This is a genomic window from Veillonellaceae bacterium (assembly GCA_025992895.1).
Classification (GTDB): domain Bacteria; phylum Bacillota; class Negativicutes; order Veillonellales; family Dialisteraceae; genus Dialister.
Genome location: DAJPGA010000001.1, coordinates 2,100,429 through 2,121,748, shown reverse-complemented (window position 1 = coordinate 2,121,748; position 21,320 = coordinate 2,100,429). Strand labels below are relative to the sequence as shown.

The 21,320-nt window shown below is 45.4% G+C and carries 17 protein-coding genes and 1 CRISPR repeat array; of the genes, 12 read left to right on the top strand and 5 right to left on the bottom strand.

Features of this window, described 5'->3' with window-relative positions; all coding sequences use genetic code 11:
• Positions 1-981: 981 nt before the first annotated feature.
• Entirely contained in the window at positions 982-1,752 is a 771-nt protein-coding gene (locus OIM03_09515) for a hypothetical protein (GenBank protein ID HJI74487.1), read from the bottom strand.
• Positions 1,753-2,109: 357 nt separating this feature from the next.
• Between OIM03_09515 and OIM03_09510 the strand changes: the two genes are divergently transcribed.
• The 4 genes from OIM03_09510 to OIM03_09495 all read left to right on the top strand — a co-directional run bounded on the left by OIM03_09510 (position 2,110) and on the right by OIM03_09495 (position 5,998).
• A complete protein-coding gene (locus tag OIM03_09510; protein ID HJI74486.1) occupies positions 2,110-3,360 on the top strand; it encodes an aminotransferase class I/II-fold pyridoxal phosphate-dependent enzyme in 1,251 nt (416 codons plus the stop codon).
• 49 nt (positions 3,361-3,409) lie between these two features.
• Positions 3,410-4,849 (top strand): alanine:cation symporter family protein, encoded by a 1,440-nt coding sequence (locus OIM03_09505; GenBank protein ID HJI74485.1) that lies wholly within the window; start codon positions 3,410-3,412, stop codon positions 4,847-4,849.
• Positions 4,801-4,950 carry a hypothetical protein gene (locus tag OIM03_09500; protein ID HJI74484.1) on the top strand — a complete coding sequence of 50 codons (150 nt, stop codon included), beginning with the start codon at positions 4,801-4,803 and terminating at the stop codon, positions 4,948-4,950. The genes OIM03_09505 and OIM03_09500 overlap by 49 nt, the downstream gene beginning before the upstream one ends.
• A gap of 466 nt (positions 4,951-5,416) precedes the next feature.
• On the top strand, positions 5,417-5,998 hold the full coding sequence (locus tag OIM03_09495; GenBank protein ID HJI74483.1) for a DJ-1/PfpI family protein: 582 nt from the start codon (positions 5,417-5,419) through the stop codon (positions 5,996-5,998).
• A 58-nt stretch (positions 5,999-6,056) separates the two neighbouring features.
• Here the strand turns inward: OIM03_09495 and OIM03_09490 are convergent, their stop codons facing one another.
• Positions 6,057-6,728, bottom strand: a complete 672-nt coding sequence (locus OIM03_09490; GenBank protein ID HJI74482.1) for a DUF4405 domain-containing protein — start codon at positions 6,726-6,728, stop codon at positions 6,057-6,059.
• A 144-nt stretch (positions 6,729-6,872) separates the two neighbouring features.
• Complete coding sequence (locus tag OIM03_09485; protein HJI74481.1) at positions 6,873-7,514, bottom strand: DUF4405 domain-containing protein; 642 nt, start codon at positions 7,512-7,514, stop codon at positions 6,873-6,875.
• A 249-nt stretch (positions 7,515-7,763) separates the two neighbouring features.
• On the opposite strand from OIM03_09485, the gene cas1f reads away from it, so the two are divergent.
• From cas1f to cas6f, 6 genes are read left to right on the top strand one after another with little or no spacing between them, the layout of a single operon-like run.
• Positions 7,764-8,729 (top strand): type I-F CRISPR-associated endonuclease Cas1f, encoded by a 966-nt coding sequence (gene cas1f, locus OIM03_09480; GenBank protein HJI74480.1) that lies wholly within the window; start codon positions 7,764-7,766, stop codon positions 8,727-8,729.
• Entirely contained in the window at positions 8,726-12,100 is a 3,375-nt protein-coding gene (cas3f, locus tag OIM03_09475) for a type I-F CRISPR-associated helicase Cas3f (protein HJI74479.1), read from the top strand. The genes cas1f and cas3f overlap by 4 nt, the downstream gene beginning before the upstream one ends.
• Positions 12,101-12,122: 22 nt before the next feature.
• The gene (locus OIM03_09470; GenBank protein HJI74478.1) at positions 12,123-13,367 is read left to right on the top strand and encodes a type I-F CRISPR-associated protein Csy1; all 1,245 of its coding nucleotides are present in this window, start codon (positions 12,123-12,125) and stop codon (positions 13,365-13,367) included.
• Positions 13,364-14,263: a type I-F CRISPR-associated protein Csy2 gene (gene csy2 / locus OIM03_09465; protein HJI74477.1), complete on the top strand. Its 900-nt coding sequence runs from the start codon at positions 13,364-13,366 to the stop codon at positions 14,261-14,263. The genes OIM03_09470 and csy2 overlap by 4 nt, the downstream gene beginning before the upstream one ends.
• A 17-nt stretch (positions 14,264-14,280) precedes the next feature.
• Complete coding sequence (gene csy3, locus OIM03_09460) at positions 14,281-15,318, top strand: type I-F CRISPR-associated protein Csy3 (GenBank protein HJI74476.1); 1,038 nt, start codon at positions 14,281-14,283, stop codon at positions 15,316-15,318.
• Between the two features lie 6 nt (positions 15,319-15,324).
• Positions 15,325-15,903: a type I-F CRISPR-associated endoribonuclease Cas6/Csy4 gene (gene cas6f / locus OIM03_09455; protein HJI74475.1), complete on the top strand. Its 579-nt coding sequence runs from the start codon at positions 15,325-15,327 to the stop codon at positions 15,901-15,903.
• 131 nt (positions 15,904-16,034) lie between these two features.
• Positions 16,035-17,446: a CRISPR direct-repeat array (repeat unit 28 nt; unit sequence GATCACTGCCGTATAGGCAGTTTAGAAA).
• Positions 17,447-17,530: 84 nt separating this feature from the next.
• Here the strand turns inward: cas6f and OIM03_09450 are convergent.
• Positions 17,531-17,776 carry a hypothetical protein gene (locus OIM03_09450; GenBank protein HJI74474.1) on the bottom strand — a complete coding sequence of 82 codons (246 nt, stop codon included), beginning with the start codon at positions 17,774-17,776 and terminating at the stop codon, positions 17,531-17,533.
• Between the two features lie 269 nt (positions 17,777-18,045).
• Between OIM03_09450 and OIM03_09445 the strand changes: the two genes are divergently transcribed.
• Together OIM03_09445 and OIM03_09440 are read left to right on the top strand one after the other, a co-directional pair.
• A complete protein-coding gene (locus OIM03_09445) occupies positions 18,046-18,216 on the top strand; it encodes a hypothetical protein (GenBank protein ID HJI74473.1) in 171 nt (56 codons plus the stop codon).
• A gap of 723 nt (positions 18,217-18,939) precedes the next feature.
• Positions 18,940-20,052, top strand: a complete 1,113-nt coding sequence (locus tag OIM03_09440) for a hypothetical protein (protein ID HJI74472.1) — start codon at positions 18,940-18,942, stop codon at positions 20,050-20,052.
• Positions 20,053-20,125: 73 nt separating this feature from the next.
• Here the strand turns inward: OIM03_09440 and OIM03_09435 are convergent, their stop codons facing one another.
• Positions 20,126-21,295: an aspartate aminotransferase family protein gene (locus tag OIM03_09435; GenBank protein HJI74471.1), complete on the bottom strand. Its 1,170-nt coding sequence runs from the start codon at positions 21,293-21,295 to the stop codon at positions 20,126-20,128.
• Positions 21,296-21,320 lie beyond the last annotated feature (25 nt).

The following is a 21,320-nucleotide window of genomic DNA, read 5'->3' as shown; positions in this document are numbered from 1 at the left end:
ATACTGTGCTCGGTTTTCGTTGAAAGCGAAAGCTTCATTGAAATCATATACCGATTGGGGAATATTAATCATCTTACTGAACAAATATGTGAATTTATATTTAGTTTATAATATTAATCACGCTTACACATTATAGCACTGGAATATAGGGTTTTCAAATGAATCCTTTGAATATTTAAATGTTTTTCTTACCATATGCCGGCGGGCATTTTGTTTCGTAAAATCAGTCAATATTGAGATTTTTGCCCACCTCTCTTTCATAGAAACATGTTGATATCTACTTATATTGTAGTACTTTTAGAAAAATAGATAAAGAAGAAAATTATAAACGATGCAAGTATTTTGCGATAAATAATGATAAAAGAGGCTCTACTGCGGATCATGCAGGAAAACGTAAACAGCACGGATTATAATAGCCGCTGTCGCCGGTACGGAAGGTTTGGACCTGCCCCAGCGGGGAAGGAGCGGTCAGCCTATCTTTTCATAAGTTTAAAACAAAATAGACTTGAACTCTTTCTTTTCACATCGCCGAGCTTCCCCCTACGGAGGGAAGAATTGCCTTTGACCTTGCCCTGGAAGGGAAGGTGTCAGGCCTCAAATTTCTGATGCCTGACGGATGAGTTGCATTTCCACGGACGAAGTCCGGTTGTCTGGTTTTCAAAAGGTGCAGTTTCTAAGAAGGCCGCTCGGATAGGGTTGATTATTCATCAGTTTTTATAAAAGGCTCTGCGAGCGCAGCGAGGTTGTGTGGTTTTGCACTTGACCTTGCCCTGGAAGGGAAGGTGTCGCCGGAGGCGACGGATGAGTTGCATTTCCTTAGCCGTCAGGCTGGTCGTATGGTATTTTTCTTCATTCTGTTTTCCAATTCGCCATACTTGGCGGTTGTATGGTATTCACAAGAGTGAATCTTGCAACAGATTTATCTCCAGTAAAAAAGGCTGTAACAAAATGTGCAATCATTTTGTCACAGCCCTGTCCTTTTTATTTTTCTTCTTCCTTAAATGGATTGATTGTCCTTATGATCCAGCGTTCTCCGCCGGTGAATTTGCTGTTGTGTTTTCTGGCAGCGTCTTCGCTTCTCTTGGTGAGGTCCTTGACGGCTTCTTCGAGGGAGTGGATGGTCTTCACGGCCGTATCAGAGCGCATGTCTTCTCCGCATACGGGGCAGAGGGGCGGGTGGATGAAGGAGGTGTTCACGCGGGATTTGCAGTGCGGGCAGGTGATGAAGTCTGCGCTGAATTTCTTTTCGTTCTGCTCTTTGGAGTAGGAGGCGAGGCGGTCCTGCTTTTCCTTCAGTCCCTTTTCGAGGGAAATCATCTGCGGGGACGGTTCGATGCCGATTTTGTACTTGACGGCAAAGGTGGTCGGGATGGTTTTCAGGTATTCCATGGCCTGGCGTTTCGTGTTGAAGACTTTTTCCTTGAAGGTGAGCCCTTTGAATACACTGTTGGCTTCGCGCTTGGTGAAGCCTTCTTCGACCATGGATGATTTCATGGCGTCCTTGATTTCCGCAGAGGGATGGGTGATGTCAAATTCCCAGAATTTGTCAGCCCAAAGCGAGGGGGCTTTCGACTCCCCGGCCGGTGCCGGTGCTTCTTTTGCCTCGGGAGCGGGCGCTGGGGCAGTTTTCTTCGCTTTTTTCGGCTTGGGCGCTTCCTTTTCTTCTTTCTTTATGCGGGACTTCTTCGGTTTCGCAGGGCCCGCTTCAAATGAAAACAGGTCCGTTTCAGTCAGTTTCGGATCTTTGGACATGTTTAAACTCCTCCGGTAAATAGTTTTGGCTCTATCATACCATGGATATCAAGGGTGGTACAGGCGTTCCATGAAATTTTAGCAGAAATTTACAGATTTCCTGCGAAAAAGGATGAAATTTCCCGAAAAAGACGATGGGGCCTTATCGTCCGTTTTCTTTTTTCTGTGTCGTGGTATATAATGTAAAAGTAACTTCATAGAAATGGACAAAGGTGTCCGCGGCATTGTTTTTGCCGCGGCCTTTTTGCGTCCTAAGCGGGAAAATACGCAGTTTTCATTGAAGCGGCGGTTTTCTCATGCTAAAATGAGGGAAATGCATTGCCCGGGAAACCGGCTATTTAGGAGGAGGATGTAAGTATGTACAGTATTGCTGCACCACATGCAAAAGGAAAGAGCGCAGAAGACAATATTTTTGCCGCTAACAACAGAGCGATTGCGCTGGCTAAGGAAATCGGCGTGGAAAACGTCACCAATGCCACAGTAGGCTCCATTCTTGATGAAGACGGAAGCCTCGTCGTTCTCGACGTCGTCAAGCAGGAACTGAAGAACCTGACACCGCCGGAATTCTGCGCATATGCTCCGATCAAAGGCTATGATGAATTCCTGAAGGATTGTATCGATCAGTGCTTTGGCCAGTCCCGTCCGGAAGGATACATCGATGCCTGCGCAACACCTGGCGGCACCGGCGTCCTGCACCATGTCGTGCACAATTATTCCGAACCGGGCGATGAAGTGCTCATTACCGACTGGCACTGGGGCGCTTATGACAGCCTGATCGACGACAACAACAGAAAGCCGCGCACCTTCTCCTTCCTGACAAGCGATGGCCATTTCAATACGGCTTCCTTCAAGGAAAATGTAGAAGATGTCCTCACAAAGCAGGATAATATCGTCATCATTCTGAACGGCGTTGCCAACAACCCGACCGGCTACTGCATGTCCGCCGAAGAATGGCAGTCTGCTGTCGATGTGCTGAAGGAAGCAACCAAGGATGAAACGAAGAATGCCATCCTGATCGCTGACGTGGCTTACCTCGACTACAGCGGTGAAAAGGAAGAATGCCGCAAGTTCTTCAAGGTATTCGGCGGACTTCCGAAGAATATCCTCGTCGTCTGTGCATACACCCTTTCTAAGGGCTTCACGATGTACGGCCAGCGCATGGGCGCAATGATCGGCATTTCCTCTGACAAAGACGTCATCAAAGAATACGTCGACATCAACCAGTACAGCAGCCGTGCTACCTGGTCCAACTGCAACAGCGCTGCCCAGCATGCAATGATCCGCATCTGCCAGGATCCGGAAAAGATCAAACAGCTCGACGCTGAAAGAGCCAAGTACTACAAGCTCATTCAGGAAAGAGCCGCTATTTTCGTTGAAGAAGCACAGGAAGAAGGAGTGAAGTTCGTTCCTTACATCTCCGGTTTCTTCATCACGATCCCTGTCACCAAGTCTCAGGCGGTCTGCGACATTCTCGAAAAAGACCATGTATTCATGGTTCCGCTGAAGAAGGGCATCCGCCTCGCTGTATGCTCCGTTTCCAAGAAGAAAATGTACGGCCTCGCTCACAAGCTTGCTCTGGCTATCAAGGAAGCCGGCGCACAGCAGTAATCAATAGGGCATCTGGGCCCTGAAAAAATAAAAATGAGGGGTGAAGCTTATGGAAAATCTATTTGCCGCTCTGAATGCGGTACTCAGCTTCGCCACTCCGGTCTCTGACTTCTTCTGGGATTTCTCGAAGATGTTCGGTTTCTGGAAGGACATCCCCATTCTGGGGTCATTCTCCCTGGCCATCATCGTACTGGTGGGATCAGGCATTTATTTCACATTCCGCCTCGGATTCGTGCAGGTCCGCCAGTTCATGACGGGGGTACGGACCCTGGCCACGAGAAGAAGCATCCATACGGGTATTTCTCCTCTGGCGGCCTTCCTCCTTTCGACGGCGATGCGCGTCGGCCCGGGCAACATGATCGGCGTCACGGGCGCGATTGCTGCCGGCGGTCCGGGAGCGCTCTTCTGGATGTGGATTTCCGCCTTCTTCGGCATGGCGACGGCTTTCATTGAAGGCACGCTGGCACAGATTTTCAAGGAAAAACGCGGCGACAACTTCGTCGGCGGCCTTCCTTTCTATGCAAGACGCCTTTGCGGAAATAAGGCATGGATCGGCGTGGCTCTGTCTGCACTCTACATCTTCTATGCGCTCATGTGTCTTCCGGCACAGGGTCTGAACGTCATCACGTCCTTAGGCTCGATCGTCGGACTGGTGGGCGGAGAGGAAATCCCGCTGCAGTCGACATTCTACTATGTCATGTCGATTCTTCTGCTCGTCTTCATCACCTTCATGGCGTTTGGCGGCATCAAGCGTATTTCCCACTGGGCAGATATCCTTGTCCCGGTCATGGCAGTCATTTACATCGGAACCGCTATCCTTCTCATCATCTCGAACCTGGGAAGCGTTCCGTACTTCTTCCATGCTGTCTTTGCAGGCGCATTCAAGCCGGAAGCCGTCTTTGGCGGCGTTCTTGGCACAGCACTCCTGCAGGGCGTCAAGAGAGGGCTCATGTCGAACGAAGCCGGCCAGGGCACCATCACGATGGCAGCTGCTTCAGCTGAAGCCCACCATCCGTGCGAACAGGGCATCATTTCCGCCCTCGGCGTATTCCTCGATACCCACGTCATCTGCACCATGACAGGCTTCATTATCATCATGGCTCACCAGTGGGCGCTGAATCCTGAAGAATGGAAGACAGCAGGCACCTATCCGAAATTCCTGCTCTCCATCCATGCGCTGACCCCGGATCTCCTGCAGACCTTCGTCATGGTCATGGTCTCCATCTGCTTCTGCCTCTTCGCATACACCTGTGTCATGGGCTTCGTTACATTCTCTGAAATCTCCGGGAACCGTATTTCCAGCTCCCGTTCTTTCATCACCGTTCTCCGCCTGCTCTCCGCCTGCTCTGCGTATTCGTCACCGCATTCGGCATCGCCTGCAGCATCGCCGGCTACGATCTCTCGAACCTCTGGGCATTCTCGGACCTTGCCAACATCATCATGGTGTACTGCAACGTCCCGATGCTCTACCTCGGCTTCCGCTACGTAAAGAAAGCCGCTGCCCACTACGCAAAGAACGACGGCACGCCTTTCACTTCCGAAACCATCGGCATGAAAGTCGACTACTGGGACGAAAGAAAAGACGACTGAAAATAAAAAGATGTGGAATCCGCTATGGGTTTCACATCTTTTTTGCTGGAAGGACCAGCGGGGGATGAAACTTTCATCCATGAACGTTCGGCGTTTCTTCTTTCTTTTCCATTGCTTTCACAGGTTAAAGAAAGATTGACAGATAGAAATATAGAAATGTGATAAGTGAAGTGTTATAATGGACTTGAAAGGTAAGAAGACCTTTCACCAACCACTGCCGTAAAGGCAGCGAAATCGGAACACATGCGTTTTCTCCTTTCCGGATTAGATTGTAGTGAAATGATAGTTCATGAAACTTGTATGCTTTTGTAAGGATTTGAGTTGTCAGTTCTACTGTTAGCTGTTCCGTGTTCCGTACGAGGAAGCTCCGGGTGACCGGGGCTTTTTCGTTGCCTGAAAAGGGATGATTGACAGAAAGGCGCCCCGCGTCTTATCCTTATAAGATAAACAGGAAAAGAGGGAAACCATGAAGACGATATCGATTGTGATGTTTGATGATTTTGAAACGCTTGACGCATTTGGCCCGGCAGAAGTCCTGTCCAAACTGGATGGATACGAAATCCGCTCCGTATCGCTTCTTGGCGGCATCGTGACAAACAGCCAGGGCATCATGGTCGTGACCGAGCGCATGCTCGATATCGAGGAATCCGACATCCTCATCGTCCCGGGCGGCATGGGGACAAGGACACTGGTCAATGACGACTGGTTCCTTCAGGGATTGACAGATCTAGCCGCAAAGTCGAAATGGATCCTCTCCGTCTGCACGGGATCGGCCCTTCTGGCGGCGGCAGGCTTATTGGACGGAAGACATGCAACGACCAATAAGAATGCCTTCGAATGGGTCAGGAATCAGGGGACAAGCGTCCTCTGGGAAAGAGAACCCCGCTGGGTCCGTGACGGCAATATCTATACCGCCGCCGGCGTCTCCGCAGGCACCGACATGGCCGTCGGATTCATCGCAGACCAGCTTGGAAAAGAAAAAGCAGAAGAAGTCTGCCGGAAAATAGAGTACCACTGGTACGACAACGCCGCCCACGATACGTTCTGAAAAACGAATCAATAAAAAGAAGCTGTAGAAATGATTACACATTTCTGCAGCTTCTTTTTTATTTCTTGACCGGTCTTGGTTTCCTTTCTCTCGACTTGATGAACTTCTGCATGTAATAGGAAATTTCCGCATAGAGAATCGCAATCGTCAGATGGGCGAGAGCGAAAGCAGGCACATTCGGCGCACGCATACGCGTCCCCGTGACAGGAAGCAGGAAAATACGATTTCCAATATGGAATCCAAACGAGAAGTAAATTCCTGCAGCAGCCAGTGCCACGGCAAGCACCTTAAGGAAAATAGAAACCGTAATCGTATTCCCTAAGTGGAGAGCCTTCTTGAAACGAGGAAGAAGCGCACTCCAGTGGATCCCCAGGTGCAGCCCGATGGCAACGAGCATCACATAACCGCCGATCCGGTGGATCCTGTGGACGATGAGCGGTGCATTGACATCCAGCGACAGCTTGTAAGAAATCAGCGGCGCCGTGATCATGACGGCCAGGAATGAGCCGATGAGGATGACATCGATCAGAAACGTGAACCGCCTGTCCCAGTTCCAGCGCCCGCGCGGAAGAGACTTGTACCACTGCCGGTTCAAATAATTATGGAAAATAACGATGACGAAGAAAATCATACCGAAGATTTCATGATTCGAACTCCCGATCTGGCGGTAATCCAGAATCGCGAGGAACATGACGAGCATCACCGTGGCTACAAGCATACGAAGCTTCATAATCAACCTCCCGAAAACCTCTTTTCCTTATTTTAGCATGCGGAAAGATGCCATGTGAAATGCGAAATATGACAGAGAAACTATAGAAGAAATGTATGGGAATGAAAATAAAAAAGGCGCCGCAGAGGGCGCCTCATTATTTAGTTAACGCAGGGGTTTCGCCGGCGCTTTCCGTCCCAATTTCCTTAAATGCATCTGAATGAAGTAAGACACAGCCGCAATACCGATGACATCGACCAGATGGCCAAGCATACCGATATACACGCCGGAAGGATTCAGATTCGGACGCGTCCCCGAGGGGAGGATAAAGTAAATGGCGCCAAGCACCACAGCAAGAACCACAAGCCGGATAATCATCCCTGCCGCCGAGACATTAGCAAGATGGAGACCATTCACAAAACGAGGCTTCAAAATCGCCCAGTGAATCCCCAAATGTAGCCCGATGGCCGCCAGCATAAGAGCACCGCCCGCCTTATGAATGCCCTCGAGAAAATGAATATTGAAACCAAGAGAATAAGAGCGGGAAATAAACGGGGCTGTCACAAGAACGGCCAGGAAAGAAACAATCAAAAGCCCGTCCACCGCAGCCGTATACTTCCTCTCCAGTCCCCAGGACCCTTTACTCAAAGACTTGTACCACTGCCTGTTCCAGTAATTGTGCAAAAAGACCAGAACAAAAAGCACCATGCCCAAAGTCTCATGCCAATAATTTCCAAGCGGCTTGTTCCCGACAACAATCAGAAATACAAACAGCATCGTCATATCCAAAATAAACCGCTTCTTCATCCCGCTCGCCTCCTTGCAAAATCTGTATTGATTCTTTTCTATATTTTAGCATGAACAAACACTGAATTGTGACAGTTAAACAAAATTTTATCTTTGACATGCGTTAGAGGAAATGCCTGGCATAAAAGTTTTTTATAGTACATTCCTATGACAAAGCGTGACATGTTTATTTGTTATAATAAAAACAACTTATTAAAAATCCGTAAATAAAAAATATAGAGATAAATCATTTTTCGAAGAGGAACTGCGATGAAAGAGATTCTGAAGAAATCGAATTACAAAGCGATTCTGCATTCTAAACGTGCCAATATTTATTATCTTGAGAAATGCCGCGTCATGCAGAAGGATGGACGTGTCGTCTACTTGACTGAAAGCAGCGATGAAAATTTATTCTGGAATATTCCTGTTGCCAATACGACGGTCATTCTTTTGGGGAGCGGTACATCTTTGACGCAGGCAGCTGTCCGGGTGCTTGCTTCTGCAGGTGTCATGATCGGATTTTGCGGGGGCGGTGGTACGCCTCTTTTTGCCGGTACGGATATTGAATGGATGATGCCGCAGAGCGAATATCGTCCGACGGAGTATATGCAAGGATGGATCTCGTTTTGGATGAACAAAGAAAAACGCCTCGAAACGGCAAGAGACTTCCAAAGAGCTAGATGTGATTTCCTTGAAAAAACATGGGGGAAAGACAGGGATCTGCATGAGGAAAATTTCAATGCGGACGATCCTGAAATCGAAAGAGCGCTTGCTGTTTATAGAGGTAAGATAGACAGTGCAAAAGACGTAACGGAACTGCTACTGTCAGAAGCAAAATTCACCAAGTCCCTCTATAAATATGCAGCTAAGAGAACCAGACTTCCGGATTTTACCAGGAATCATGACGGTGATGATGAAGCGAACATCTTCCTGAATCATGGAAACTACCTTGCCTATGGTTTGGCAGCTTGCACTCTCTGGGTACTGGGAATTCCGCATGGGTTTGCGGTCATGCATGGTAAAACAAGACGCGGTGCGCTTGTCTTTGATGTAGCAGACCTGATCAAAGACTCAATTATTCTGCCTTGGAGTTTTATTTCAGCAGCTAGAGGTGATGATGACAAGCATTTCCGGATGACATGTCTGAATAAATTGACAGAACATAAAGCACTGGATTACATGTTTGAAATCGTCCAACGCAGTAGTTTGAAATATGGGCCGGGTGATTTCCTATGATGGTATTATTGATCAGCCGAAGCACAGGCAAGTCACAGAAAACGGTCCGTACAATCTTGGACAGCTTTGCGGAAAGAATCGGGGATGACGCCTGGCGCACTGTTATTACCGCAGACGGTCTGGAAGCCGTGCGGACTGCGCTTCGGAGAAATGCGACAAAAAATACGGCAGTTTCCTGCCACTGGATCCGGTCGAGGGCAAGAAGCGATTTATTGTGGATCGTCGGCGACAGGAGTCAGTTCAATGATTCAGGTGCTGTACCCGTTAATACAACGAAAAAGAAAATTATACACAGTGAGTGGGAGAATGATTGGCAGTACCTGCCGATCGTTAAAGAGCTGGCAGGTCTGGCGGGACTTTTTCATGATTGGGGCAAAGCCTCGGATTTCTTTCAAAAGAAGCTGCGCGCAGGAACGAAAGAGCGAGATCCCTTCCGTCACGAATGGATGAGCTGCAAGATGATTGAAGCATGCGTAGAAGCATCAGGCGATTTTGAAGATGATACACCTTGGCTCAAAAAGTTTGCTGATGGCACATTTGAGGAAGAAACTGTTTTAAATATCTTGGAAAATGAAGCAAAAGCGGGGAAATCGGATGTAACGAAGCTAAAGAAGCTTCCGCCTGCCGCAGAATGTCTCACCTGGCTGATTCTTTCACATCATAAACTGCCGGATTTAAAGAAAGATGACCGGCGTGCTTACGAAGATGAAAAACGAGAAACTTTTTATGAAATGATGAAAAGTTTGAAATCATCATGGGGATACGAAAATGATGATCCGGATTTTGTAGAGAAGCGGCAGGAATGTTTCCGCTTTTCTCATGGGGTACTTTGGAATGAAGGAAACATTTGGAAAAAGCATCTGAAGAAATGGACTGGCAGACTTCTTCAGGATTACGATACCTTGAAGCAGATCATGAAAAATCCTGACTATGATCCTGCTTTCCGTGAAATACTGCTTAATGCTCGTCTGGCACTCGTTTTGGGAGACCATTATTTTTCTTCCCTTGATGGTGATACGAAGCAGGACGACGGGAAGTGGGGAGCGAGAGATCTCTGGGCAAATACCTTTTCTTTTAGGAATAAGAAAAGAAAATCTGAGAAGAACCAGTTTCTGGAGGAGCATGTGACGGGCGTTTCAGATCAAGCACTCCGCGTAGCGCATCAGCTGCCTAGATTTGCGGAAGAGATGGAAAAGACGTATGACGTCAAAGCTTTGAAGAAGAGAAGCCCTGGAAAGTTTTCTTGGCAAGATAAGGCGGCTGAGACAATACGAAATTTCCGGAAAGCTCGAGGAGAAGATCAGGTATCTTTTGTTATCAATATGGCAAGTACCGGATGTGGTAAAACTTTTGCCAATGCAAAAATTATGAGAGCACTTTCTCCGGGAGGCGATTCCCTGCGTTACATTCTGGCACTAGGACTCCGTACTCTGACACTGCAGACCGGCGATGAGTACAGAGAAAGAATCAAACTCAGCAAAGATGACCTTGCTGTATTGATCGGGTCAAAAGCAGTTCTGGAACTTCACGAAGGAGATAAGGAGCTGGAAGAAAAACGATCAGCAATGGAAGATGAAGACGGCGAAGATATATCTCTCGCTGAAGGGCTTGCTTATGAAGACTCTTTGAACGATGAGCAGCGAGCTTTCATGAATATTTTCTTCAAACCTGCGAGAGGAATCGATGCAGATAAGAACAGTGCTTTCTTGTACAAACCCGTTCTCGTTGCGACAATCGATCATATTATGGGGGCTACGGAAACAGTCCGAGGCGGACGCTTCATCCTTCCGATGCTCCGGCTGATGTCCTCTGACCTTGTTATCGATGAAATTGATGACTTTGCGCAAAAAGACCTGACTGCCATTTCCCGGCTCGTGCATCTGGCGGGAATGTATGGAAGAAATGTCGTTCTTTCGTCAGCGACAATTCCTCCTGATCTGGCAGAAGGTATGTACCGTGCCTATATAGCCGGTGTGAAATGCAGGAACAGTTTCTTTATTTCAAAGAAGCGTGTCAGTGTCGTACTCTGTGATGAGTTCCGAACTGAGATGAAGTTCATGAATACAGATGATGATTCCGACTATAGCGCATTTCATCAGTCATTCATCGAAAAGCGCGTCGCTAAATTAACACGACAAATAATAAGGAGGTCGGGATACATAGCTGACTGCGGGGAAGACACTGGAGCTGCCAAATCTGGCAAGATGCAATCGTACTTTGAAAGTATCCGGAGACAAATTGTCCGTCTTTCTAAAGAGAATTTTGTTGTAGATAAGAAAACAGGGAAAAAGGTATCTATCGGTGTCGTTCGTATGGCAAATATTGAACCCTGTGTCAAAGTCAGCTTGTACTTACTGCAGAATACGGATTGGGATAAAGATGATATAACACCGCGTATTATGACCTATCACAGCCGGCAGATTTTACTGCTTCGTCATGAGCAGGAAAAATACCTTGACCATATATTGAAGAGGAAAACTTTATATGGAGAGCCTGTTGATATCAAGGATCCGGTTCTCCGAAAACATATTGATCAAGCAACAACAGATTATGTCGTTTTCATTATTGTTGCAACGCCAGTAGAAGAAGTAGGCAGGGATCACGATCTGGATTGGTCAGTGATTGAGCCTTCGTCATATCGTTCGATTATCCAGCTTGCCGGACGAGTCCTCCGTCATAGAATCATGAGCGGGAATATTGAGAAGAAAAATATAGCCGTTATGCGATGGAATATAAGAGGATTAAATGGAAAGTCACCTGCATTTATTTATCCAGGCTATGAAAGTGGAAAGAATAAGCTGGAAAGTCATGATCTTAAAGATATTCTGAAAGAGGATGTCTTAAAGAGGATTGATTCCATCCCGCGTATTAGAAAAGAAGATCCGCTAAGCTGGAGAACGAATTTAATTGATCTCGAGCAGAAAGTAATGGAAGATTTCAACGATAAAGAAAACGGCGGAGCAAAGACAATGAATGGTTGGAATGAAGAGTATTGGTGGATGACCGCATTGCCACAGAAATTTAATCATTTTAGAGAGAAGACATATCCTGACGTCAAACTGACAGTGTTGTTTGAAGATAACAAAATCAAGTTCTCCGAGTATATAGATAAGGAATTTGTTTCCGTGGGAAGAAAGAGAAGCATTGAAGCATTTCCAAAATTTGAGGATGGGATCGAGAAAAACTTATGGCTGAAAAGGAATTATAAAGACGCATTGGAACATTATGTAAATGATTCAGACCCCAGACAAGAAGAAGAAATTCTTTTAGAAACGTCTAAAAAGTATGGAGAAATCATCATACCTGACAATTTAGAGAAAGAATGGTTTTATTCTGATCAATTCGGATTATTTTCAAAAGCACGTGTTTAAAAAAAGAGAGGAAGGGAGAAACTTGGGAGAAATTGCGGAATTTCTAGAAATTAAAGCCAAAGCAGCGGCTAAGAAGGAAGCGGCTAAGAAGGAGACAGAAAAATACAAAAAATTGTTGGATGAGTCCATTAATGAAGATGATTTGAAGATAGAAATTAGCAAGTGGGTAAGTGATCATTTTAATACAGAAATACTGGGGTACGCATTAGCGACACACGTTGGAAAGTTTACAAATCCAGATAGTAAAGTTCATATCTATGTTGAAGAGAAAGAACGTCCTGATGGATATTTAACAACAGAAAATACTCAGAGCAAAACCGATATTGTGTATACATCTGCAGGGGTCATGACATCAGCGTCACTTCTTCTTTATAAAATGAATGATGGTTTAACGATCTTTGAGCATATTTTAAATAGAGATGGAAAAGCTGATGAACTTAAAACGTTTGGTTTTGACACTGAAAACTTGTACCAGCAGTTTATGGGACTTAAGAAAAGTACAGAAGGTTATACAGATAAAGATCTCAGACAAGTTTATTTCCCAATTGGTAAAGGTGAGTATCATCTTTTAACTATTCTTCCCAGTACTAGTGAGTCATATACTTTATTTAATAAGGTGGATATAATTTGCAGAAACTGTATGGATTCTAAACAGTCTAAAAGTCCAAACTATGGAAAAGACTGCAGCGATATCTGGGATAAGACGGTCATCACCTTTGGCGGGACAAAACCGCAGAACGTCAGTGGACTCAATAAGCTTTACCATGGAGAAGCTTATCTTCTTTCATCAATGCCCCCTGTTCTAAATAAACGGGATTTAATTCTTCCCAAGCGGAATTTCTTTAGAGAATCCGTTCCGTATTCAGAATACAAGTCATTCGTATCCCGGTTGCACGCATTGTTTAAAATCAATTGGAATAATGCAAACATTAGAGATAAGAGGGATCGAATCATCGGAGGAATCATTGATACTGCCATGATGACAGCGGGTAGAATTCGTGAAGAGAATCCTTCTGGATGGAGTGATGATGAAAAGTATGATGAACTTCCACGTTCCCAGAAAATCTGGCTTGACAATGCATACGAAAGCGAAAGAAAAGATGACAAGTGGATAGAAGCTGTCAGCAAAGATTTCACACGCTGGATTATCTATATCTATGAAAAAATAAAAGGGAAGCAAAAAGTGGCTCTTGGCGATGCAGAGACAGATTATTTCAGAAATGCCATTTATGATCAGCTGCGTGAGGAGGTGAGACTGGGATTATGAGCAAATATCTTGTGATTAGAAAAGTGAAAATTCATAACGCAAATGCGATGAGCAGTACATATACGATCGGAGTTCCTGCTATGACGGCATGGCTGGGAGCTGTTCATGCTCTCGAAAGAAAGGTTCGTGGTCTGGAGCGAAAAAAGGGAGAAGATACTGGTTTTTCAGAGATCCATTTTACAGGTGTCGCAGTCAGCTTCCACAAAACAAGACTTCATGTGTTTAAAGGTGCTTATGCAAATGCTATTGTTAATACAGCTAATCCACTAAAAATAGATGGAACCAGACCCTCGGCCATTGAAGAACCGCGCATTGATCTTGTTGTTTCTATTTTGATTGAGATGAAGGGTTTTAAAGCTGATGAAAAAGAGACTCTGCTGGAAAAAGTTCGGAATGAAATCTGGCGGATGAAAATTGCAGGTGGAGACATCAATGGCATACAAAGTATTAGTATAGAAGCTGCAAATGAAGATAATTTGGCTGAAGTACGCCATCTAAGAAGTAGGCTCATGCCTGGCTATGTCATCATTGAAAGACGCGATATTCTGAAGCAGGAGATGGGAAATGGCGCCAACGGTCTTGATGCACTACTTGACTATACGAAAGTCAATATGAGCGCACGAAAAGATGAAAGCGGGAAGGTTACAGGGTGGGATTATTCCAGAAAAGGTACAGGATGGATCGTCCCAATTGCTGTAGGCTTTAAGGGGTTATCACCACTAGGAATCTGCAGAAATCAGCGTGATAAAGAAACGCAGCATCGTTTCGCAGAAAGTGTCGTAACACTTGGCGAATTCCGCATGCCATATCATTTTGATTCAATTGACGATATGATGTGGCGTTATGCTTACGATGAAAGTCAAGAATTGTATCTTTGCAGAAATCAGAAAATTTAATTAGGGAGGAATATAAAATGGCAAAAAAAGATAAAGGGGAAGTACTTGCATTTGAAAAGAAACTGGTTGTATCCGATGGTTATATGTTTGGAACAACATGGGAAGACAGAAACGACAAAGCTGTTCCAGTCCGACTTCAAGAAAAATCAGTTCGTGGCACAGTTTCTAACCGCCAAACGAAAGCAGTTAAAGGGGATCCAGCCAAACTGAACGAGAAGATTCAGAATGCTAATCCTCAAACTGTTGACAGTGCTTCTTTAAATTTAGATCAGGATACGTTAAAACTTGAATTCACAGTCAAAGTACTCTCTGGCGTTCAGTATCCATGTGCCTGCAGCGAACCAAAGCATTATGAAAGCATCAAGAAAATGGGAGAAAATTTCATTGCAGAAAATGGATTCAAGGAATTGTCCCGTCGCTATGCGCTGAACCTTGCAAATGGCCGTTTCCTCTGGAGAAACCGTGTCGGTGCAGAAAAAATTGAAGTCCATGTTGCCGTTTTGAAAGAAGAAGGTGTGGAAAAAGAATGGATCTTTAATGCATACGATTTCTCTCTGAAAGATTTCGGTGCTACTTCTGATGATGTAGAAGAACTGGCAGGTCTCATTGCTGATGCGCTTTGTGGAAGAAGAGACTATCTTCTCCTGAAAGTCACGGCATTTGCTTTCGAAGGGCAGGGCCAGGAAGTATATCCCAGTGAAGAAATGATCCTGAATAAAGACAAAGTGGAGGGTAAAGATAAAAAGAGCAAAGTACTTTATCAGGTAAATGATATTGCGGCTATGCATTCTCAGAAACTTGGTAACGCTATTCGTACAATTGATACGTGGTATCCGAGCTTTGATGATATTGAGACAGGACCAATTGCTGCTGAACCATTTGGCGCCGTCACAAACATGGGCATTGCTTACAGAACACCAACAGAAAAGAAAGACTTCTATACACTCTTCGATGATTATTCCAATGGTGTAGATCTTGATTCCGATGATGATAAAAACTATGTCATGGCAGTCTTGGTACGCGGCGGTGTCTTTGGCAAGAACGATAACGAGTAATTTATTATGATGAAATACTATCAAGAAATTACATTGATTCCGGATGCTGAAATTCCACCGGATTTCCTTTGGACAAAAGTCTATGCACAGATTCATTTGGCATTCGCCGAACGGGAAAATATAGAACATAAACAAATCTATGGAATCTCATTTCCTGAATATGCCGATGGAACTATTGGGAAAAAGGCAAGAGTTTTTGCACCGGAAGAAGCAGATCTGAAAAAACTGGATCTGAAAAAAGCACTGAGACGATTGAGTGATTACGTTCATATCACAAGCATTCGTGAAGTACCGAAATCCAAAGTGAAAGGCTACGTAAAATTCACCAGATACCAGCCGGACAGCTCCATTGCGAGAAAAGCTCGCCGGTATACAAAAAGGCATCCTGAAGTTACTGAAAAGGAAGCATTTAAACTGCTGAATCAAAGAGAAGAAAAGTATGATCTTCCTTTCATTCAGCTAAAGAGCTTATCTACAGGACAAATCTTCAATCTTTTCATCAAAAAAGAAGAAAAGAAAGAAGAAGGCCAGGGCGAATTCACTTCTTATGGTCTTAGCAAAGGTGTTGCGGTACCTGAATTTTGACCCAAATAAAAAAGGCTTCGGGAAAAGCTGGATTTTATCGTGCTTTTTTCGAAGCCCCCTTAAAAAGGGTTTTGCATCACGTAATTCCGAATGGTATGATAAAATCTAAGAAATATCTATGCATTTGCATAGATCACTGCCGTATAGGCAGTTTAGAAATGTGAATGAAGGTCTTTCAGCTTTGCAAGATCGATCACTGCCGTATAGGCAGTTTAGAAAATGAACAGCTTGAAGAAATCAGAGCGATTGAAGATCACTGCCGTATAGGCAGTTTAGAAAAAGGTCACGCTCAACGCCTTCTGCATCCGTATGATCACTGCCGTATAGGCAGTTTAGAAATTCCCCGGTTGCAAATACAGTGTTGGTGTCACGATCACTGCCGTATAGGCAGTTTAGAAATTGCAAATTATCCTTTGAAAAGTTGAACGCCGTGATCACTGCCGTATAGGCAGTTTAGAAAGTTATCCAAGAATGAATACAGTAGAAAAACTTGATCACTGCCGTATAGGCAGTTTAGAAACTCAAAGTAAACAAAAATTAACAAAAGCTAAGGATCACTGCCGTATAGGCAGTTTAGAAATTCTTGGCCCTGCCCCGTTCCTTGTTCAACAGGATCACTGCCGTATAGGCAGTTTAGAAATTTTTTGCCTGCCAGACCAATTTCCGTAGGTCGATCACTGCCGTATAGGCAGTTTAGAAATTGCCGCCTGTAAAGAAACCTTCATCTTGTCAGATCACTGCCGTATAGGCAGTTTAGAAAGTTTGACTATAACGAAATTGCGCGGTTGATACGATCACTGCCGTATAGGCAGTTTAGAAAAGGACAAAGGATTTTGTGGCGGCGTTGTTCCGGATCACTGCCGTATAGGCAGTTTAGAAAAATAAGTATGGCATGGATGGCTACGATAAATAGATCACTGCCGTATAGGCAGTTTAGAAAATCCGTGGAGACAGCATGGAGGATCTTGGCATGATCACTGCCGTATAGGCAGTTTAGAAATTTGACCTTGCTGACCTTAAAGGCCAGTATTAGATCACTGCCGTATAGGCAGTTTAGAAATGACCGCAGCCGCAAAGGCGATGGAAGCGCGCGATCACTGCCGTATAGGCAGTTTAGAAAGACTACAGTCAACGCACTAATCAATGCGCAGCGATCACTGCCGTATAGGCAGTTTAGAAAATGCATTGATGCACCATGATGCCAGGACTAAAGATCACTGCCGTATAGGCAGTTTAGAAATTGCGACTGTTGCCGGATTATCTCCTAAGCAGGATCACTGCCGTATAGGCAGTTTAGAAAGTCCATCACGATCAACGGCCTCGCCAAATACGAGATCACTGCCGTATAGGCAGTTTAGAAACAGAGGAAACAGGGGGCGGGTATTTGATGACGGTGATCACTGCCGTATAGGCAGTTTAGAAAATTTGAGGCGTTTCCGCATATGCTTTGATGCAGATCACTGCCGTATAGGCAGTTTAAAAATGGATGTTTTCATCTTTCAGCATGGAAGGCACGATCACTGCCGCGTAGGCAGCTTAGAAATTGGCGCAGGTCTTTATTACGCAACAAAATGTAAGAGGCTGTGACAAAATGATTGTGCATTTTGTCACAGCCTCTTACATTTTGTTAGCGGGTTGCATTCCAATTATTGATAATAGCAAAAATAATGAAAATTACTGTTAAAATTAGAGCGGCGGGAAGGATATAACTCTGAGGGAAAAGCAGCATACAAATGAATAGAATCGGAATTGCTGCCAAAATAGTTGCGATAAGCAAAAAGGGAAACATGATGACAAGGCTGGCAATAGCCGCTAATGCATATATTATTTTTTCTACTATAGAAAAGAATAAGTTATTATTTTCGGAATTCATGCTGCTCACTTCCTTTGATACAAGTTATTCCTTTTCTTTATTATATCATAATCAAAAGTGATGAAATGCCACTGAAAGACACTGCCATACAAGCAGTTCATGTTCCACTCAGGGAGATTCATTTAGCGGAATCTTTCTTTTTTATTGCTTTTTTGAGGTTTCCTCAAAAAATATTTCTATCTGGCTATTGATGTGGACAGAGTTTGTCATGATAAAAATTATAATTGAGTAGAGAGCGGTTGATGTTTTTTAGGGATGGAGGAATGAAAATGACTAAGAATTATTCAGATTTATACATGTTGTGCCAGGCGATTCAAACAGCTTTCTATCCAAATGGAAAACTTAAGAAAATTATGTGGACGCTTTGTGCTGTTTACGGGCTTTGCCGGGTTAGCGATATTTTGATTGGTAAAAAGAAGGCTGTTGCAGAAAAGAAGTAAAGTCACAATGAGGGAGGATTTCGGAAGGCTGGGTGCGCTATCTTAGATGCACTATCAACGGCACGGATTATCTCTATGTCCGTGACACGCTGGGATTGTAAAAAAAAACAAAAGGCCGTCCACTCTTCAGCAGAGGGGACAGCCTTTTGTTTTTTACATATTTTTAGTTCCTTGATAGTCCTTATAGAGGACAAAAATGACAAGAATCCCGTAAATAAATAAAGTGGAAAATACGACATTATCGGGGAAGACAACGCCACAGACCGCAGAAATAGGTATAAGCATAAATGAAAAGGCAACAAGTACAACAGGAGTCATAAAAATGAGACATGCAATATTAACTAAAAGGTGATAATTATCTGAAGATAAGTAATTAAGAATGTCGCTTATTTTATGATATATAGTCAGGAGTAAAGATGTAAGCTTACGAATCATTTTAGTTCACTCCTCTCAAAAAAATCTTCTATATATATTATAGCAAAAATTGGAGCGCGAAAAATCACTGCCGCATAGGCAGCTCATGTTTCTCTTTGAAAGGTTCACTTTGGTGAATCTTTCTTTTTTTATGGCTTTTTTGATGTTTCTTCAAAAATATTTTTGCTTGGCTCTTGAAATGGACAGGATTTGTCATGGTAAAAATTATACTGATAGTAGAGGGGAGATCAGGAGTCCGGGATGCGGGAAGGCGTCTTTTGTGGATGTGTCCCTTGGAATGGAGTGAGCATGATGGATTCGGTGGGAAGGATTACTCTGGCTGCCAGGAAGGGGCGGGGGAAGGATGCGGCGAAGGAGGTTTATATCGCTGCGTTTCCGGTCCTTCGCGCGCATTTCTTTGAGCGTTGCAAGGCGGCGCATATGACCGGGAATGCTGTCATGAACAGGATGGCGGAGGAGTACTTGTCGGATCTTTCGGCTGGGCGGGACTGGTCGCGTGAGCTTTTGTCACTGGTGGAAGGAGTGAAGGAAAGGATGGAGCAGCAGGGAGCGTCGGGTTCGCTTTTGACGGAGCGTTTCATTGCGCGTGTGCCTTCTACGGTGAAGGATCGCCTCGCGGAGAATTGCGAGCATTATGGATGCTCAGTGACTGCGATGCTGAATGCTTTCATGTGCTGGTATGCGGTGAAGGGGGAGACTCTTTCGAAGGATACGAAGGAAATCCGCGGAGTGGAGAAGAGTGTAGTCACGAGTTTCAAGACTTCGTATGCGCTGAAGAAGAAGTTCATGTACCTTTGCCGGGCCAATGGGAGCGATGCGCGCTCGACGATCCTTGCTTTCATCGACGAGTACGGGCGTCATCCTGAGATGGTGGAGTCTGATCTGCCGGCTCTTTCTTTTGAAATCGTGAAGGACTGTGCGGCAAGGGTGGAGATGCCCGAGTCTTCTCGTGATCTTCTGAAGGAAACGTGCAGCCAGGCGGGATTTGCGGTATCGAATGTGCTGACGGCTTTTATGGCGCTTTATGTGGAGCGGTATGGGAAGGATCATCAGGAAATGATGAAAAAGCTGGACAGTGCGAAGAATCCATCGTCTTCAGATACGTCGCAGATGACGTTCTTCATCCTGGAAAGGGACAAGGAGGAGTTCGGGAGGATCTGCAAGGCGATGGGAAGGTCGCAGCGGGAGGTCCTGAATGGTCTGGCGGCGTCGTTCGTGAAGAAAGGAAATGCGGATGGATTCAGCCCCGTCGCCATGGGCAGGGAAGGCTCAGCGATGGAAGCATTCCGCATGAATAAGGAGCTCAAGCGTGATTTCAAGAAAGCATGCCTGGATCTTTACCTGACGCCGACGGCAGTCCTGAATCATCTGGTAAGAAGGTTCATAGCAGAACACAAGTAAACCTGTTTTCCCCCAAGCAAAAAGGCTGTGGCGAAATGTGCAATCATTTCGCTACAGCCTTTTTATGTTAGCTTTAGTCTTCTGCGAGAACTTCTTTCATGATGGAGACTGCTTTTTCAAGGTCTTCTTCAGGAATGTTGAGCGCAGGGAGGAGACGGATTTTTTCTTTCGCTGTCAGTACGACGACGCCTTTTTCAAGGAGTTTGGGAACGATAGTGGAGACGTCTTTTTCTGGTTCGATGCCCCACATGAGGCCCATGCCTGCTACGGATTTGACGCCTTTGGCACCTTCGAAGCTTTCTTTGATGAATTTGCCTTTTTCAGTGACGGAATCAAGGAGCTTGTCATCGATGTGATCAAGGATGGCGAGGGCGCCTGCGCAGACGATCGGGTTGCCGCCGAAGGTGGAGCCGTGGGTGCCGCTGGAGAGGACGTCTTTTGTTTTTTCTCCAAAGAGGGTGGCTCCGATCGGAAGGCCGCCGCCCAGGCCTTTGGCGGTGGAGATGATGTCCGGGGTGACGTCGTAGTTCATGTAGCCGTAGAGTTTTCCTGTACGGCCGTTTCCTGTCTGTACTTCGTCGACGACGAGAAGGATGTCATGTTCCTTGGCATAAGCGCCGACGCCTTCGAAGAAGTCTTTATCGAGGGGATGGACGCCGCCTTCGCCCTGGATAGGTTCTACCATGACGGCGCAGATTTCCGGATGGGCTTCGCAGAGTTTGATGAAGGCATCGAGGTCATTGGCCGGTGTGTAGAGGAATCCTTCTGTCAGGGGGAAGAAGTTCTGGTGGAATACGTCCTGGCCGGTTGCGGCGAGGGTGGTGATGGTACGGCCGTGGAAGCTGTTGATCAGGGTGACGATGGTGGTTCTGTCCTTGCCGTACTTGTCGATGGAGTATTTTCTGGCTCCCTTGATGGCGCATTCATTGGCTTCAGCGCCGGAGTTGGAGAAGAATACGTCCTTCATGCCTGTCTTTTCGCAGAGCGCCTGTGCCAGGTCTGTCTGGGGCATGGTGTAGAAAAGGTTGGATACGTGGTTCAGGGTATGGAGCTGTTTGGTGACGGCTTCGATCCAGGGTTCGTAGGAAATGCCGAGGACGTCGACGCCTATGCCGGTGCCCATGTCGATGTATTCTTTGCCTTTGTCGTCATAGAGGTGGGATCCTTCTCCCTTGACGAAGCATACGGGGTATCTGTTGTAGGTATGGGTGATGTAGGTCTTGTCTTTTTCAAATGTATTCATGGGTCTGGCTCCTTTGCTGTATTCG